The 17,839-nt window shown below is 67.8% G+C and carries 7 protein-coding genes; 1 reads left to right on the plus strand and 6 read right to left on the minus strand.

Annotation, left to right across the window (positions count from 1 at the left end; all coding sequences use genetic code 11):
* The first annotated feature begins 11 nt into the window (after nt 1-11).
* Nucleotides 12-749 (plus strand): 4'-phosphopantetheinyl transferase superfamily protein, encoded by a 738-nt coding sequence (locus AB3G45_RS01205; RefSeq protein WP_367828829.1) that lies wholly within the window; start codon nt 12-14, stop codon nt 747-749.
* Here AB3G45_RS01205 and AB3G45_RS01210 read toward each other — a convergent pair.
* The 6 genes from AB3G45_RS01210 to AB3G45_RS01235 are packed head-to-tail and all read right to left on the minus strand — an operon-like array spanning nt 712 to nt 17,548.
* The gene (locus AB3G45_RS01210) at nt 712-1,758 is read right to left on the minus strand and encodes an OsmC family protein (RefSeq protein WP_367828830.1); all 1,047 of its coding nucleotides are present in this window, start codon (nt 1,756-1,758) and stop codon (nt 712-714) included. The genes AB3G45_RS01205 and AB3G45_RS01210 overlap by 38 nt on opposite strands.
* Nucleotides 1,755-3,086: a PLP-dependent aspartate aminotransferase family protein gene (locus tag AB3G45_RS01215; RefSeq protein WP_367828831.1), complete on the minus strand. Its 1,332-nt coding sequence runs from the start codon at nt 3,084-3,086 to the stop codon at nt 1,755-1,757. The genes AB3G45_RS01210 and AB3G45_RS01215 overlap by 4 nt, the downstream gene beginning before the upstream one ends.
* Nucleotides 3,067-4,332: a hypothetical protein gene (locus tag AB3G45_RS01220; RefSeq protein ID WP_367828832.1), complete on the minus strand. Its 1,266-nt coding sequence runs from the start codon at nt 4,330-4,332 to the stop codon at nt 3,067-3,069. Before AB3G45_RS01220 ends, AB3G45_RS01215 begins: the two co-directional genes overlap by 20 nt.
* Before the next feature lie 15 nt (nt 4,333-4,347).
* Nucleotides 4,348-5,118 (minus strand): thioesterase II family protein, encoded by a 771-nt coding sequence (locus AB3G45_RS01225; protein ID WP_367828833.1) that lies wholly within the window; start codon nt 5,116-5,118, stop codon nt 4,348-4,350.
* Entirely contained in the window at nt 5,115-8,462 is a 3,348-nt protein-coding gene (locus tag AB3G45_RS01230; protein ID WP_367828834.1) for an amino acid adenylation domain-containing protein, read from the minus strand. Before AB3G45_RS01230 ends, AB3G45_RS01225 begins: the two co-directional genes overlap by 4 nt.
* A complete protein-coding gene (locus tag AB3G45_RS01235; protein WP_367828835.1) occupies nt 8,462-17,548 on the minus strand; it encodes an amino acid adenylation domain-containing protein in 9,087 nt (3,028 codons plus the stop codon). Before AB3G45_RS01235 ends, AB3G45_RS01230 begins: the two co-directional genes overlap by 1 nt.
* Nucleotides 17,549-17,839: the final 291 nt, after the last annotated feature.

A 17,839-nucleotide genomic window follows, 5' to 3' on the forward strand; every position in this document is an offset into this window, starting at 1 on the left:
GACTGGACGCAATGTTTGAGTGGTCGAAGGTGGCGGATGGAGAATGGCTGTGCGCGGGTCTCGCCATCGCCATGCCCGTTTCCGCCGTTCTGGCCGGCTTCGATCCGGACGCGGTGCTCGATCCGGCGGAACGATCGCAGGCGGGACGTTTCCTGAAACAGGAGGACACGGAGCGGTATCGCGCGGCGCATGGGCTCGTGCGGCTGCTGCTTGGCGCGGCGACGGGGCGGAATGCCGCCGACCTGTCCTTTTCGCGCCGGCCGGGCGGCAAGCCGTTCCTCCTTGATGCCGGATCGCTCGATTTCAACCTCTCCCATGGTGGCGGCTGGGTGGCCGTGGCGCTATGCCGGTCAGGCCGCATCGGCATCGATGTGGAGGCCGAGCGGCCGCAGCCTTTTTGGGCGGAGATCGCCGGCTCGTTCCTCGCGCCGGACGAAATCGCGTCGGCTGGCGCGATCGGTCACCTGAAAATCTGGACGGCGAAAGAGGCGGCCCTGAAGGCGCATGGCGCGGGTTTCGCCATTGCGCCGGAGAATGTGACGGTGACGGCGGAAGGGGTGGGTTTTACGGCACGGCTTCCCGCGGAGCGTTTTTCCGGCGTCTGGCGCCGGCTCGGCGACGGGCATGTGCTGGCCGTCGCCGCCGATGATTTGGTCCCCGAGGTCGCCGTTTGCGAAAACGCCAGCGACCTCGGGGCGGTTCTTGCGGAACTCAGCCGGTTCGCTCAAGCGACGCCGGCGTCGCGTTGACGAAACCCTGCCAGCAGGCGGAGGCGGCCTGCGCCTGCTTGAGGAAATCCTTCATTTCCTCTTCGCTGTTGTCGCTGACGGCGGCGATCTCGACGTGATTGTCCTGCAACTGCACGGCGGACTTGTCGAAGATGTTGAAGCAGCCGCGCATGTCGAGCCGGCAGCGCATGGAGGCATTGAGCTGGCGCAATGGCTTGCCCCGCTCGCGGCAGACGATGACGAGCTGCTGAGCGAGATCGGAGAGCACGGCGGCCAAGAGATATTCCTGCGGGTTGGGCGCCTCGTTCAGCCCCAGCGCAGGGGCCGGCTGATCGACCGAAAACCGGGCGGGCAGCGACCAGCGCTCGTCCTGGTACTGCCGGTCGCGCAGCGACACGTCGAACTGCGTGGCGTTGCGCCAGGCGATGTCGACGCCGAGATGGATGGGCGCGTTCGAGCCCGCCTGGGCGGTGGCCGACGCATGGCCGTCGCCGTTCGCCGTGGAGCCGTTCTTGCGAAAGGCGGAGGGGACGTGGCGATAGGTCAGGTCGATGCGGTTGGGCAGGGTGACGGTGATGTAGTTCGGCGAAAAGCGCGCGACGTTCATCATCATCTGCTTGTATTGCAGCCAGCTTCCGTCCGCCTCCAGCTTCACGGTCACGGCCGTGCCGGAGAGGGTTCCGCCGCTGCGCTGCGTCGCCGTCTCCACTTGCAGCTTGTCGATCGTCATGCCCTTGTAGGACGCGCCCTGCACCAGGATGTTGGCGACGCAGGCGCCGAGGCCGGTGGTGAAATAATCCGCCGGCGTCGGGGACGCCTCCGGGCTCGGATCGTCATGGTGGCTGACGCGGAAGGAGAAATCCCGGCCGAGCCGCTTGCTGCCGAAGCGCAGCGGCTTCGTGCGGATATCCATCGTCAGGCCGCCGAGCCATTCGAGGTCGACGCCGTAAAAAATCTCGCCTTCGCCCGGCACTTTCCGGATTTCGTGCACGAGTTCGCTGACGGCGGCGACGTTGATGCCGTTCTTCATTGTCTGATGTCTCCGATTGCGCCGAGTGCGCGGTCGAGGTCGACCTTGAGGTCTTCGATATCCTCGATGCCGACGGAAAGCCGCATCAGGCCGGGATTGATGCCGACCTCGCGCCGCTGCCGGTCGATGAGGCTGCTGTGGCTGGTGTTGAACGGCATGCTGATGAGGGATTCGACGCCACCGAGGCTGGTCGCCGCATGGACGAGTTTCAGGTTCTCCATCAGCTTGAGGCCGGCCTTGTCGCCGCCCTTCACCTCGAAGGAGACCATGCCGCCACTGCCGCGCGTCAGCGATTCAGCCGCCCAAGGGTAGGGATAGCCCGGCAAAGCCGGGTGGTAGACGCGCGCGACGGCGGGATGGCGGGCGAGCCATTCGGCCAGCGTCAGGGCGTTTTCCGTATGCGCCTTCATGCGCAGTGCCAGCGTCTTCATGCCGCGCTCGAGGATCGCGCAATCCTGCGGGTTGAGGCTACCGCCGAGCTTCAGCATCTGCGCCCAGATCATGTCGAGATATTTGCGGCTGCCGGCGGCGGTGCCGGCGATGAGGTCGCTATGGCCGTTGAGATACTTCGTGCCGCTGTGGATCACCACATGCGCGCCGTCGTCGATCGGTGTCAGGCAGCAGGGCGAGAGGAAGGTATTGTCGAGCACGAGGAAGATGTTGCGCTCGGTGGCGAGCTTCGCCAGTGCCTTGACCGGGGCGAATTTCAGGAGCGGATTGGTCAGTGTCTCGAAGAATAGCACTTCCGTGTCGTCGCGCACCGCGGCCGTGATCGCGTCGATGTCCATCGGATCGACGAAGGTCACCTCGCGGCCGAACTGGTGCATATCCTCGCGCATCAGGTTGTAGCTGCCGCCGTAGAGGTCGCGTGCAGTGACGATGTGGCCGCCCTTGTTGGTGAGCGCGAGAAGCGTCGTGCTGATCGCCGCCATGCCGGAGGAGAAGACGATGGCGCTTTCGGCGTGTTCGAGCGCGGCCACCTTCTCCTGCACGGCCCATTGGTTCGGGTTGCCGTAGCGGGTGTAGATCGGGTAGTCGCGGATCATGCCCTGGTCGAAGGCTTCGTAGCTCTCCTTCTGGAAGAGGAAGGTGGTGGCGGCGAAGACCGGCGTGCCGACGGCCCCGGTGATGGGGTCGTTATAGGTGCCGGCGTGCACGGCGAGCGTGCCCGGCCCGTGGCGGGCGGGGTCGATGGTGGTCTGGTTGGTCATGCGCGGGCCGGCGTTGCGGGCGCGGGTGAGTTGGTCGGCCCATTCCGTCTTCGCCGAAACGCCGGTGGCTTCGCTGCGGAAGCGCCCGGCCCATTCCTTAAGAATACTCTTTGCCAAGAGGTTCTCCTGCCTGTTGTTGGAGTGTCGAGAGGATGCTGTCGCAGAGCGCGTCGCCGTCCGGACCCTGGAAGATGTTGATGCCGACGGCCGCGCCCCGGTAGGAAGCTTCGCCGATGTCCGAGCGGGCGCGACCGAAGCCGAGGCCGATGCCGAGGAGGCCCGGCAAGGCCCGCTTCTGCGTATCGCAAAGGTGTCCGGAGGCGTCGACGAGCGCCGCGCTGCCGTTGCGGCCGATGCGGATCGGCCGGCCCGCCGCAGTGGCGAGCAGAGGGATGTTCGGGCGGTAGCCCGTCGCCGCGATCACGATGTCGGCCTCGCGCAGCACCGCCTCGGCCTCCGCCGGATCGAGGCAATGGCGGAGCGTGATCGCCGGATGCCGCCCGGCGAGGATCTGTTCGTAGAGCGCCTTCGAGCGGGTGTAGAGGCCCTGGAAACGGAAGACGCGGCCGCTGGAGGGGCAGACGTCGGCGACGGGATCGAAGGTTTCGCCGGCCGCCTCGGCCAGCGCGGCGCTGCGGTGCATGCGGCGGATCGGCGTGCGGTGCAGCAGCGTCAGCGCCGCGTCGCGCTCGGGAAGGGCCTCGATCAGCTTGTGCAGCACGGAGAAGGCGCTGTGCGACGCGCCGACGACCACGATGCGCCGGGCGTTTTCCGGCAGAAGATTTTGAAGGTCGACGGGCCGCAGCGTTTCCTCCGAGTGGAGGAGTGGCACGCCGGCTTCGCCAGTGACGCGCCGGAGATCGGGGGCAAGGTGCGGCGTGCTGCCGGCGGCGAGCACGGCGATCCTGCTTTCGACGCAGGGGCCGTTGTCGAAATGCGCCTCCCAGCCCGATGACGATTGCGTGATTTCCCGGGCGGTATGGCCGCGGTGAATATGCAGGTTTGGCTGGCGCGCGGCAGCTGTAAGAAAGGTGCGGCGCAACTCAGCCGTCAACAGCGCGACCAACTGGAGCGGCACGGATTGCGTGCCACGGGCGCGGATCAGACGGGCGGGGCCGCTGTCGAGAACCGGTGCGAAGAGACCCTCGCCTGAAATGCCGTCGAGGAAGTCGCTGGCGTCTGAATTGGAGGGAATGTCGTAGTTGGCACCGGCGAGCAGCAACTCCTCATCGCCTGCCCGCCGCTCGTGGATGACGAGGCCGCGCGCCAGCAGTTCCGGCAGGAGCCCGCGCCGGTCGGCGCTGACGAGGAGGCTGATGCAGGCCGGGCCGAACCCGACGATCTGGCAGAAGGGGCGGGACATCGCGTTCTCCTCTCGCTAGGCGCGCCGCTGCGCGGCGGGCTGCGCCGCGGCGAGCGGGGCCAGCACGGCGGCGATGCGGTCGGCGATCGCCTGCACATGGTCGGCGTGGTGGAGGAAGAAATGGTCGCCCTCGACCAGCGTCTGGGAAAAATCGCCGGCGGCGACGGCACGCCATCGCCCGATGCCCTGGACCGGCACCTCCGGATCGCCCGTTCCGCCGAAGACATGCAGCGGGCAGGCGAGCGGGCGGGCGTCCCGTTCGGCGCGGATCGTCTCGCTGAGCCGGAAATCGCTGCGGATGATCGGCAGCAGCAGCGTCATCAGTTCCCGGTTGTCCAGCACCTCGCGGGGCGAACCGTTGAGCGCGCGCACCTCCTCCAGCAGGCCGGTATCGTCGAGATGGGCGCGCTTCGGCGCGGGGTCCTCGCAATCCGGGCTGTGCCGGCCGGAGGGGAAGAAGGCGAGCGGCGGCAGGCTCTCCATCAGGCCGAGCACGATGCGGTAGCCGAGCGCCGCGCCGAGGCTGTGGCCGAAGAGCGCATAGGGGCGCACAAGATGCGGTCTCATTTCGGCGAGCAACTGGTCGGCGAGACGGGCCGGGTCGCTTTCCAGCCGCTCGCCCATGCGCGTGCCGCGGCCGGGATATTCGACGGCGCGCACCGAAATCCAGTCCGGGAAGAGGCGGTTCCAGTCGCGATAGATCGCCGTGCTGCCGCCGGCATAGGTGAGGCAGAAGAGATCGACGGCCGCGAGCGGCTTGGTGTCGGAAAAGGGAAGGCAGGTCATGAGGCGGCTCGTCGGGTTTCTTGGGGAAGGGCGTCTTCGGCAGCGGGGCTGCGGCTGGTGATCGCCGCCTGCAGGCCGCCGAGCGTCGGTTTGCGGAAAATCTCGGCAAGACCGATCTCCACGCCGAAACGCTCGCAGATCGCGCGGGCGAGATGGACGGCGAGCAGGGAGTTGCCGCCGCTCTGGAAAAAATTCTCATCCGGCGAAAGCGGCATACGGCCGGTGACCTCGGCCCAGAGGCTCGCAAGCGGGCCAAGTGCTTCCCCGAGAGACGGCTTTTCCATTGTGTCCGTGTGCGTGAGGCCGGCAGCGACGAGCGCAGCGGCGGCCTTGCGGTCGCGCTTGCCGTTGGCGCTGAGCGGCAGGGCGCCGAGATGGACGAAACGGTCGGGCACCATGTAGCGCGGCAGGCGCTCGGCGAGCCAGGCGGCGAGCGGGATCGACGGATTGGCTGCGCCGGTGTGGCAGGCGACGAGCATGGGTGCGCCGTCCGGCCCCGGCACGGCAAGGGCGAGAGCCAGGTCCACGTCGGGATGGCGCGTCAGATGCGCCTCGATATCGCCCGCCTCGATACGGTGGCCGCGGATCTTCATCTGGAAATCCTTGCGGCCGAGGAATTCGATCGCGCCGCAGGGCATGATCCGGCCGAGATCGCCGGTGCGGTAAAGCCGCCGTCCGCTGGTGTGGCGGATGAAGCTCGCAGCGGTCTTCGCCACGTCGTTCAGGTAGCCTTCGGCAAGCCCGAAACCCTCGATGTGGATTTCGCCGGTGACGCCGGCCGGGCAGGGGCGGCCGCGCGCGTCGAGCACATGCAACTGCTGGCCGGCCAATGCGAAACCGTAGGGCACGGAGGTCCAATGGCTTTCGATCGTTTCGACCGGATAGAAATTCGACCAGATCGCGGCTTCCGTCGCGCCGCCGAGGCTCCAAAGGCCCGTTTCGGGATAGTCCGCACGCAGACGACGGGCGAGCGGCAGGGGAATCCAGTCGCCGCTGAGCATGATGGTTTTCAGCTGCGACAATTCCTGCGCGGTTTGGCGGCGCGCGGCGCTGAGTGCCATTTCAATGAGGGCCGGCACGGAGTTCCAGACGGTGACGCCGGCGCGGGCGCACAGCGCGAGCGTCGCCTGCGGGTCGGGGAATTCGCCGTCCGCCGGAACGACGATGGCCCCGCCCGCGGCGAGCGTGCCCCAGATGTCGTAGACCGAGAGATCGAAGCTCAGGGCGGAAAGCGCGAGCACGCGATCCTCCGCCGTGATGACGAAGCGCCTGTTGATGTCGAGGATCGTGTTGCGTGCTGCGGCGTGGCTGATCACCACGCCCTTCGGCGCGCCGGTCGAGCCTGACGTGTAGATGACATAGGCTCGATCCGAGGGCTCCCAACGGGGCGGGATGACCGCTTCGCCCGCATGCGCCGTGATATCATCGGCCGTCATGGCGCGCACATCCGCCGGCAGGTCATGCGTGTCGTCGGCGATCAGCCAGCGGCAGCCGCTGTGGGCAAGGATGGTGTCGCGCCGTTCAACGGGCAGTCGGCTGTCGAGCGGCAGCCAGACGAGTCCGGCGAGGCTGACGCCGACGACGGCGACGATCTGGGCGGGGTCTTTCGGCAGCGCGATCCCGACGATGTCGCCCGCCTGTGCGCCTCGGGCAAGGAGCGCGGCGGCGACCGCTTCGGCCTTCCGGCGCAGGTCGGCATAGGTGATGGTCGCACCCTTCGCGTCGATGATCGCGATAGCCGACGGGCTCGCCTGCGCTGTTGCGAGGAAGAGGTCGGGCAGCGTGCCGGCGCGGTCTTCCGGATGGTCTTCGGCGAGGGCTTGCAGGGTAGGCGCTTCTGCTTCCGCCGGATCGTCGCGGAGCCATGCGGCGGGATCGCCGACGAGCGCCATGAGCGCCGCCTCGTAGCGGGCGAAGATCGTTTCCGGAAGGCCTTCGGCGAAGACACCGGCGACGTAATCCCAATAATAGATCAGGCCCTCGTGGTTTTCGATGACCTGATGGTCCATGGAGACTTGCGGCGTGCGCAGGTGGCTGCCGACAAGTTCGAAGCGGCTCGTGTGCTCGTCCGGCAGGACAGGGCGGCCGCTGCTGATGCCACTGGTGAAGACGAAGGGGGCGGCGGGTGTCTCGGCATTGGCGGAAAGCTGCAGCCGGCGGATCAGCGAGACGCCGCTGACGCTCGCATGAGCGAGGCGTTCGGCCATCAGTGCCTGAAGCCGCCGCGCCTGGTCGGCGAAGCTGCCCGTTCCCACGCAATCGATCAGCGTCGTGTTCGAGCAATTGCCGGTCATCAACGAAAGCTCGGGGTGCTGGAAGGGCCGGTGGTTCGCCAGCACGTTGAGGGTGAAATCCGGGTTCGTCGCGAAAGGCCGTAGCACTGCGGCATAGAGCGCCAGCATGGCGGCGTTGGCCGTGACGCCCTCAACGGCCGCCCGGCTCTTGAGACGCTGCCAGCGTTCCGCGTCGAGCTTGCCGGCAAGGCGGCGGAAATCCGACCAGAGCGGCGTTTCGCCCGTCGCCGGCAGGGCCGGCGGGCCGGGCAGCGTCGGCAGGGTTTTTTCCCAGTAGGCGATGCTTTCGGCGGACGTCGCGTCCTTCAGGGCAAGCGCATAGTCGCGGTGGCTGAGGCTCGGCGGCGGTTCCTCCCCGGCGATGTCGTCGAAGAGATAGCGCAGCAGGTCGCGGAAAATCATGGCAAGCGACGGTCCGTCGATCGCGATCAGGCGGAAGGCGATGAGGAGGCGGTCGCTGTCTTCGAGCCGGACGAGCGTGGCCGCGAGCGGCGGGCCCTTTTCCAGCGGCGGCAGCGTTTCCGGATAGGCTTTGCAGAGCGCGCCGAGCCGCGATGCCGCCTCGTCCGGCGCGAGCGCGCGAAAATCGACCACCGAAAGCCGGCAGGGGTTCGCGCCGGGCGGCGGGATCACCTGCTCGCCGGTCGGCAGGAAGCGGGCGGTCAGCGCCTCATGGCGGCGTTGCAGGCGCTGGAGGGCCGTCTGCACGGTCTCGGGCTCGATCGCTTCGAAACGGCAATGGTGGAAGAAGCAGGGAATGGCCGATTGCGCATAGCCGCCGTGCTCGCCCACCCAATAGGCTTGCTGGAGGTCGGTCATCGGATAGGGCTCGTGCCGCGCGTCCGGCCGCGCGACGAGCAGGGGCGCGGCCTGCGTCAACTCGCCGATCAGCGCCGCCTTGTGGTGGCCGAGCGCCGAGCGCAGCGTCGCGGTCATCGAGCCCTGCGGCGCGGCATAGTGCAATTCGCCCTCCGCCACCCACAGCCGGATGCGGCTTTCCTGCATGCGGCGCTTGAGTTCGCCGAGCGTCATCGGTTCCGCGCCGGTCATCAGATCACCCCGCTTTCGAAGGTTTCGTCCTCGATGGCCTCCGCCACCGGAAGATCGGCGACGAGCCGCGCCTGATCCTTCAAAAGCGGCGCGCGCAGCAGCGAAGCGAGATCCGGCGCGGCGCCGAAGCGGTGCTGGATGAGGCTCGAAAGCCGCGTCATCAGCAGGGAATCGCCGCCGAGCACGAAGAAGTTCGCCGAGGCCGAGACGATCTCCTGGCCCAGCACCTCGCCCCAGAGCGCGGCAAGCGCGGTTTGCAGCCCTTCGGCAAGGGGATCGTCGGCCTGCTCGACCTCGCGCACCGTACTTTCGACGGCGGCGCTGAGGCGCGACCGGTCGACCTTGCCGTTGGCCGTCAGCGGCATGGCGGAAAGCTGATGCCATTGTTGCGGGGCCATGTAGTCTGGCAGGCGCGTTTGCAGCCAGGCGTCGAGCGCCTCGCGGGAGAGGACGGTTGCCGTATCGCCGTTCTGCGCGAGGATGACATGATAGTTCATCCGCTCGACCGGATTGCCCGGCTTCGGCAGTGCTGTGCGGCGCGCAAAGCCGGCCCGTTCAAGCACGGCCTGCCAGGCGTGCGCGCCCAGCATCGGCAGATGGGTCTCCAGCCGCTCGTCCTCGTAGTGGCTGAGACCTTCCACGAAGCCGAGGCTGACGAGTTGGAAGCGCGGATTGCGCGTGCCTTCCACGAGCAGGAGATGGCCGGAAGGTTTCAGCAGCGAGCGGATGAACCGGCTGCTGCGGTTCACGTCCATCGCGTCGTGCAGCACATTCGCGCCGACGATGAGGTCGTAGGCGGCCGGCTCCAGTCCCTGGAGCGCCGGGTCCTCGTTGATGTCGTAGAGGCCGAAGCGCATCTGCGGCCAGTCGGCGAAGACATTCTGCGCGTTTTCGAGGAAGTAGCGCGAGAGATCGGTGAAGGCGTAGGTGAAGTTTTCGTGCGGCAGGGCCTTCAGGATGTCGTGCGTGACGGAGCCGATACCGGCCCCGAATTCCAGGATACGGATGGGGCGGGCCGGATCGTGGCCTTCGAAGAGGCCGCGCACGGTTTCGCCGGCCACCGTGTTGAAGTGTTTCGAGACCGGATTCTCGCGATACCAGCTTTCGACGAAATCGGTGCGCCCGCCCTCGAACATCAGTTCGAGCGGATTGAGCGTGCCGTCGAGCAGGGCGCGCGGATTGGCGATGCAGCGCTCGTAGAGCGACCAGATGCGGCGATCGTAGTCCGCTCCCGCTGCCGCGCGGGCGGCGATGCCGGCCTGCAATTCGGCGCGGCCATCGGCCTTGGCGATGCGCGGCGTGGCGCGGTAGACGTCCCCGGCGCGGTCGAGATAGCCGTCCGCCTCCAGAACGTCGAGCCAGCTTCGGAAGAGTTTTGCGTGGTTTTCCGTCACACTGAGGGCGGACGAGATTTCGTCCTCCCGCGCCGTGTCGCCGGCCTTGCGGAAATAGCCGGCCTCCTGCATCGCGCCGAGCATGACCCAGGTGCTCAACTGCTCCATGGCGGCGAAGTGCGCGCCGTAGCGGTCGAGGTCGAAATCGTCGGGCAGGTCGTTGCAGGCCCAGTCGCCGACGGTGAGCGCGCGGTGCCAGCCGTTGTCGCCGTTCGTTTCGGCATGTCGCGCGGGCGCGTCGGCGGTCAGGGTGAAATAGGCATGCAACTGCTTCAGCTGCGCGCCGCCATAGACCACGGCCGCTTCCGCCACATGGGGATGTTCGCCGAGCACGGCCTCGATCTCGCTCGGCTCGATGCGCATGCCGTTGATCTTCAGCTGGTTGTCGATGCGGCCGACGATCTCGATCTCTCCGTCCGCGCCGAGACGACCGAGATCGCCGGTGTGGAACAGCCGTTCGCGGCTCGGCGCATGCAGGCGGTAGCGCTCGGCCGTGCGTGCCTCGTCGCGCCAGTAGCCGAGCGACATGGCAAGGCCCCCGGTGCAGATCTCGCCGACGACGCCGGTCGGGCACTCCTGCCCGGCCGGATTGAGAATGCGGCAGGTCTGGTTCTCCAGCGGTCGACCATAGGGGATTTTCGTCCACGCCGGGTCGAGCGCGGCGAGGTGGTAATAGGCCGAGACAATCGCGGTCTCCGTCGGCCCGCCGATGCTGTGGATCTGGCAATCCGGCCACAGCGCCTTCAGGCGGCGCACCAGCTCAAGGGGAATCCAGTCGCCGCCCATCGTGACATGGCGCGGGGCGGGCAGATCCGCTCCCTTCAACGCCTGCGCGTCGAGCAGCATGGAGACGAAGGCCGGCACGGCGTTGATGATGGTCGGACGGTGGCGCTCTACGAGGTCCAGCCAGTGCATGGCGTCCTTCGAGCGCTCGCGGTCCGGCAGGATCACGGCCCCGCCGGTCGCCATCATGGCGTAGACGTCGAAGACCGACATGTCGTGATGGAAGGCCGAGAGCGAGAGCGTGCGGTCGGCCTCGGTGACGCCGAGGCGGCGGATGAGCGCGGCGATGGTGTTCAGCGGGCCGCGATGGTCGAGCATCGCGCCCTTCGGCTGGCCGGTCGTGCCCGAGGTGTAGATGATGTAGGCGAGGTCCGCTTCCGTCTGCCGTGGCGCCGGGGCCGTTTCCGGCAGTCCGTCGAGGGTAAGGCCCGAAAGGTCGATCCGGCGGAATTCGGGCGGCAAGGCAGGGCCGGCACCGCTCGTCAGCACGGCGAAGGGCGAGAGGTCACGCAGGATGGCGGTGAGCCGCTCGTTCTCGTAGTCGCCGTTGACCGGGACGTAGCACGCGCCCGCGGCCTGGATCGCAAGCGCGGCGAGCACCGCATCCGGCTGGCGCGCCATGACAACGGCGACGGGCTCGGACGGCTTGACGCCAAGCGCGATCAGGTGGTGCGCGAGGCGGTTTACGTCGGCGCGAAGCGCGGCATAGGTTCGGTCGCCCTGCGGGCTGAGGATGGCGACATTGTCCGGCCGCTCTTCGGCGCTGCGCTGGAGAAGTGACGGCATGAGCGCGCCTTCGGGCCGTTCGCCGGCAACCGTGAGCCCGGCGGCGAGGCTGCGGTCTTCCGTGGGGCGGAGATCCGGCACCAGCGTTTCCCAGAGACCATTTTCCTCGGCGAGGCGCTGGAGGAAATCCGTATGGGCGCGGAACATGCCTTCGATCAGGCGTGGCTCGAAGAGGTCGTCGGCGATGAACCAGCGCGTCACCAGCGCCCCGCCATATTCCGTCGCCTGATAGTCGAGCCAGACCTGCGGCGTCTGGTTGATCTGGAACACCTGGCGGCTGGTCAGCGGCCAGTCGGCGCGGGTGGGGTCGTCGAAATCCATGCCGATCATGCTGGTGAAGACCACGGGCATGTCGACGCTGTCGGCGCCCGTCCGGCGATGGCGGCCGAGTTCGCGCATCAGGCGGATGCCGTTGAACTCCCGGTGGGCGAGGGCCTGCCAGAGATCGTTCTGCGTGCGGCGGGCGGCGGAAAGGAAGGTTTCGCTCGCCCGCGCGGCGACAGGCAGCAGCATCAGCGAGGTGAAATCGCCGCAGATGTCCATGACCTGCGGATGCACGGCCTTGCGGTTGAAATAGGTGATGTTGAGGGTGAAGTCCGGGGCCTTGCTGTAGGTCGACAGCACATGGGTGAAGGCGGTGAGCAGCGCCCCGCTCGCCGTCAGGCCGAGCTTGGCGGCCTGCGCCTGGAACCGCTCCCAATGGGCGGAGGACAGGCGATGGTCGAGCGTGCGGAAGGTCGGACGCGTCACCTCGGCCGGCGTGCGGCGGAGCGGTAGGTCGGGTGCGGCCGGGAAGGTGTCGAGTTTTTCCAGCCAGAATGTTTTCGCGCGCTCCCATTGCGGGCCGCGGCGGGCGGCCTCCTCGGCAAGCACATAATCGCGGAAGGAGAGGGTGAGGTCGGGCAGCCCGGCGTCGGGATCGGCGAGCAACGTGGCAAGCTCACCGAAGACCACGCGAAAACTCTGAATGTCGAAGACGAGAAGATCCATGTCGAGATGGATGCGCGACAGGCCGCCGGGCAGATGGCTCACCGTCAGCTCGAAGAGCGGCCAGGCCTGCGGGTCGAAGACCTGGTAGGACATGCGCGCGCGGAGCGCGCCGAGCTTTTCGTCGCGCTCGGCCTCGGCGAGGCGGGTGAGGTCGCGTTCCCTGATGGCGTAGTGCGGAGCGGTTTCGAGAATGCGCTGGCGGCCGGCGGGCGTGATGACGCAGCGCATCATCTCATGGCGGCGGATCAGCCGGTTCCAGGCCGTCTCCAGCGCGGAGACGTCGAGGTCGTCGAGGTCGATCTCGATATATTCGTGGCAAGAGACGCTGCCGAGCTGCATGCCGCCGCTGCGGCCGATCCAGAAGGCCTGCTGCAGGTCGGTGAGCGGGAACGGCTCGAAGCGCTCCTGCGGGCGCGCGACGATCTCGATCTCGCCCTTGCCGAGCGGCTTGGAGAAATCGATGTCGTCGCCTTCGGCGAGGAGGCCGGCGATGTGTTTCGACAGCGCGTCGATCGTGCCGTGCTCGTAGCCGGCGGTCGGCGGCAGTGTCAGGGCGAACTGGCCGTTTATGACGTGCACGAGTTCGAGGAAGATGAGGGAATCGACACCCTGTTCGGTCAAGGGCTTGGCGGCGTCCAGCGCGTCGCTGGCGAATTTCAGCCGCTTGCCGATGACCTGGCGCAGATAGTGGGCGATGCGCGTAGTGCGCTCGACCGGGGAAAGGCCGCCGAGCGCGAGGTCGACCACGGTTTCCTCTTCTCGCGCAATCCCGGCGGCAAGCAGCGGGCGAAGCAGGCCGCGCGTCGCGGGCATGCCGCCCGTCGCGGCGGCGAGGGCGGTGGGATCGACCGAGATGGGTACGAGGCCGCTCATGCCGTCCTTCAGGAGGCGGTTCATCACGGCAAAGCCGGTCTCGGCGGGGATCGGGCGGAGGCTTGTCTTGCCGAGCTGCTCCAGCTTGTCGGCGCGCCGGTCCATGGCGAACTGGCCCCAGGCGATGGAGAGCGCCGGCACGCCCTTGGCGCGAAGATGGGCGGCGAAGGAATCCTGCCAGGCATTGGCTGTGTTGTAGGCCGCGCCCGGCATGGCGAGCAGCGAGGCGGCCGAGCTGAACAGGCAGAACAGCGCCAGCGGCTGGTCTGCCACGGCCTCGTAGAGCGCAAGGCTGCCCGCCACCTTCACGGCGATGGCTGCGGCGAAGCGTTCCGCGGTCTCGTCGGCCAGCAACTGGCTGGTTCCGGCATGGGCGGTGTGGAACACCTGGCCGACCGGCCGGGGAAGCGCGGAAATGCCACCGCGCAGGGCCTCGACATCGGTGAGGCCGGCTTCGACCATGGTGACGGTGACGCCAGCGGCCGAAAGGGCCGCAAGGCAGGCGTCCTGCGCGGCGTCCGGCGCGCGGTGGAGGACGATTGCGAGATGGCGGCACCCCTGATCGGCGAGCCACAGAGCCAGTTCCCGGCCGACCGCGCCGAAACCGGCGATCAGCGTCGACCGGTTTTGCGGCCAGGCGAGCGGCACGGTGTCGCGGATCGCCGGGTTGCTCTCCAGCGCCGGCTCGTAGAGTTTTCCGCCCCGCAGCGCGAGCGCCGCGCCAAGATCGTGCAGGTGTTCGAGATGGGCCGCCAGCGTCTCGATGTCCGTGGCATCGCCGATGTCGAGGCAGGCGATCGGCAGGTGTGGCTGTTCGTTGCGCAGGCTGCGCCAGAGCTGCATGACCGCCCAGTCCGGCCCGAAGGCCGTGGCGTCGAACGGGTCGCAGGCATGCGAGACGAGGGTGGCGATGCGGCAGACCGGGTGGGCGAGGCCGTAGCGCAGCCATTCGAGCGCGCGCGTCACCGCCGTTCGGAGTTGGGCATGGCCATCGGCGAACGCGCCGGCGGGGCCGACTCCGCGGCAATCCACCACCTGGGCGAAATTGCCGTCGACCGGCGCATCGCGAAGGATGACGTTGTGGCCGATCCAGCGGCCGATGGCGGCGATGTCGCTTGCCACCGCGTTGTCGCCGACGATCAGCCAGTCCTCGGCGGCCGCGATCGACGAGCGGCTGAGCTTTTGCTGGTAAAGGCGCGCAAGCTCCTGCCAGCGCCAGCGCCAGAGCTGGACGGGTTGGTCTTCCTCCGTGCTTTTCGGCGTGACGAGGTCGAGACGGGCGAGGCAGCGCAGCCCATCGGTGAGATAGGCGGAGTCCTCTACGTCCCTGACGTCCGTCGCGGCCTGCCAGCGGGGCGAGAGCCAGCCGTACGAAATCGCCTTGCCGGCGCTCGCGGCGGCTGTCAGCCACGCGGCGAGCGGCAGCGAGGCGGCGTCCGGCAGATCGGGCTCGGAGGCGGGCTCATAGGTGGCGTCGATCGTCGCATCTTCGAGCGAGAGGTTGACCGCGCCGCGGCCGAGAAAACCGCGGCTGTCTGTTGCGTGCAGGGGACGGGCTGTCAGCGGCAGCGGGCGTGCGAAGGAAAGGTGGAAGCCGCTGTCGCGTCCTGCGAGCGGTTGCCAAAGGGGCGAAAGCAGCGGCGCGAGGCCGGACGTCGGGCCGCTGCGCGCTTCCACCACAGCGTTGCCATCCGGCCAGCACCGGCTCCTGGCGAGGCGGATGGCGGGCATTTCGACGAACGCCGCGCCGGACGCACGATAAAGAGACTCTACCGGTTCGTCATAGCCGAGCCGGTAGAGTGCCGCAACGACGGCGGCGAGGTCCGCTTCGTTCCTGTCGACGACGGTCCCGACGGTCTGGGTCAACTCCATGCTGCGGAGCAGCCGCGAGAAGCTGCCGTCGGGGCCGATTTCCAGCACATGGTCGATCTCGAATTCGGCAAGCCGCTGGGCCGCGCCGTAAAAATTCACGGGCTCGCGCAGCTGCCGATACCAATAGGCGGCGTCGAGTTCTTCGGGCTCGACGGCATAGGCCGTCAGCGTCGAAAGCATGATGCTGCTTTCGTCACCGTCCTGCGGCGTCGGGCAGGCTGCGTTGAAGTCGGCGCGGATCGCCTCCATGGTCCGCGAGTGGAAGGCCCGGTTCACGGCGAGGCGGTGATGGGCGATTTCTTGGCGTGCGAGATCGGCAGCGAGCGTCGTCACGGCGCGCTCCGGGCCGCTCAGGCTGTAGCGCCCGGGGCCGTTGATGGCGGCGAGGCTGATCTCGGCATGGCTTTTCAGCAAGGTTTCAAGTTGCTCTGCGGGCAGGAAGAGGGCGATCATCGCGCCGGGTTCCGTGCCGTTTTCCATCAGCCGGGCGCGCGCCGCAACGAGGCGGATGGCAGCATCGAGCGGCAAAAGCCCGGCCGTCACCGCGGCCGCGAACTCCCCGACCGAGTGGCCGAAGACGAGATCGGGCGCAAGGTCCCAGCCGCGCAGCATCTCGGCGAAGGCGTATTGCCAGCTGAAGAGGGCCGGCTGCGTATAGAGCGTGCGGTCGAGGTCGCTCGCCCGTCCGGGATCGAAGAGCACGCGGTCGAGATCGGAAATCCCGTTCGCGGCGAAGCCGGTGAGGCAGGTTTCGATGGCGTCGCGGAACAGCGCGCTCTCGCGATGGAGCGCCGCGCCCATGCCCGCATATTGGCTGCCCTGGCCGCTGAACATCCAGGCGGTGCGGCCCCCGCCGGACTTAGCAGGCTTTGCTCCCCGAAGCGCATCCGCAAGCTCTTCCGCCGTCCGGCCGGTCACGGCGATGCGATGGCCGAAATGCTGCCGGCGCAGCGCGGCGGTCGCGCATTGCGCGGTGAGGCGGCCATCGTCAAGCCGATCGACGATGGGGGGAAGGCTTTCCTCCAGCGTCTCCGTGCCGTGGCCCGACCAGACGAGCACCTGCCGCGGCGGGGCGATCCCGGCCGATGCCTTGCGTGCCGGAGCGGCCGCGACGATCATGTGGCAATTGGTGCCGCCGATGCCGAAGGAACTGACCGCCGAGATGCGCCGGTCGAAACGCTCCGGCCATTCCGCCGTTTCGACGGCCAGATCGAAGGGGGAGGCGGCAAAGTCGATACGGGGATTTTCCGGCTTGCAATGGAGGCTTGCGGGAATGCGGGCCTCGCGCACCGAAAGCACTGCCTTGATAAGGCTTGCAACGCCCGCGGCAGTATCGAGATGGCCGAGATTGCCCTTCACCGAGCCGAGGGTCGTGTTCTGCCGGCCAGCGCCGGCGGCGCGATAAATCTCCGAGATCGCTCCGATCTCGACGGGATCGCCGAGCGGCGTGCCGGTGCCGTGCGCCTCCAGCATGCCGATGTCGGCGGGGGAAACGCCGCTTCGGGCGAGCGCCGCGCGGATCGCACGCTGCTGTCCGTCCCGGCCGGGCGCGGTATAGCCGATCTTGGCGCTGCCGTCGTTGGAGACGGCCGAGCCGAGGATGACGGCATGGATCGTGTCGCCGTCCCGCTCCGCGTCCGCCAGCCGCTTGAGGGCGACGAGGCCGAGGCCATTGCCGGCAACGATGCCCGTGCTGGCCGCGCTGAAGGGCCGGCAATGGCCGTCCTCGGAGAAGATCATGCCGGACTGGCGGAAATAACCCGCGCCCTGCGGGAAGGAGATGGCGACGCCGCCGGCGAGCGCCGCGTCGCAGGTGTGCGCCAAAAGGCTTTCCACCGCCTGGTGCACGGCGACGAGCGAGCTGGAGCAGGCGGTCTGCACCGTCATCGCTGGACCGGTCAGGTTCAGCTTGTAGGCGGCGCGGGTGACGAGGTAGTCCTTGTCGTTGCCCATCAGCTGCTGGAAGCTTTCCGTGCGGGTGATCTCCTCCGCCCGGATCGGCGGCAGGAGCGGCTGGTAGGTGCTCTGGCGGCAGCCGGCGAAGGCGCCGACCTTGAGGCCGCTGCGCGTCAGGTTGGCGCTGTCCATCAACCGCCGGCATTCCTCCAGGAACAGTCGGTGCTGCGGATCCATCAGCTCGGCCTCGCGCGGCGAATAGCCGAAGAAGGCGAAATCGAAGCAGTCGGCATCCGCGACCACCGTGCCGGCGTTCACATAGTCCGGCCGTGCGGCAAGCGCCGGGTCGACACCCTGGTGCTTCATCTCCTCGCGCGAGAGCGGGCGGATCGCCTCATGTCCCTCGACGAGGTTCTTCCAGAAGGTCTCGACGTCGGGCGCATCCGGAAACCGGCAGGTCATTCCGATGATCGCAACGGGCTCAACAGTCACGGCGTTCTCCGCAGTCCGGCACTCGTTCACGCGCCGCCGGCCGGCGGTCGCGGGTCTGTTGTCCCTTAAACAATGAAGCGCCGGGTATGGACCGCTCCGCAGAGGAGCGAATTAGGCCGGATGCGGAGTTTAGCTGCGGGGTGCACCTGCGGGGCTTTTCGATTTACGGCCTTGAAAGCGTTGAGGAAAACAAGCCTTACGAGCAGGGCCATGGATAATTTGAAACAGCGTGTTGCAAAATGTTGCCGAGCCGTTTAGTGCTGCCGTCAGCCTGTGTGCCCGGGAGTGCTT

This window comes from Shinella sp. S4-D37, from assembly GCF_040812195.1.
In the GTDB taxonomy this organism is placed as follows: Bacteria; Pseudomonadota; Alphaproteobacteria; order Rhizobiales; family Rhizobiaceae; genus Shinella.

Excerpts from the sequence above, each read along its gene's own strand:
- AB3G45_RS01205 (WP_367828829.1), top strand. The coding sequence starts at position 12 with ATGTTTGAGTGGTCGAAGGTGGCGGATGGAGAATGGCTGTGCGCGGGT.
- AB3G45_RS01210 (WP_367828830.1), bottom strand. The coding sequence starts at position 1,758 with ATGAAGAACGGCATCAACGTCGCCGCCGTCAGCGAACTCGTGCACGAA.
- AB3G45_RS01220 (WP_367828832.1), bottom strand. The coding sequence starts at position 4,332 with ATGTCCCGCCCCTTCTGCCAGATCGTCGGGTTCGGCCCGGCCTGCATC.
- AB3G45_RS01225 (WP_367828833.1), bottom strand. The coding sequence starts at position 5,118 with ATGACCTGCCTTCCCTTTTCCGACACCAAGCCGCTCGCGGCCGTCGAT.
- AB3G45_RS01230 (WP_367828834.1), bottom strand. The coding sequence starts at position 8,462 with ATGACCGGCGCGGAACCGATGACGCTCGGCGAACTCAAGCGCCGCATG.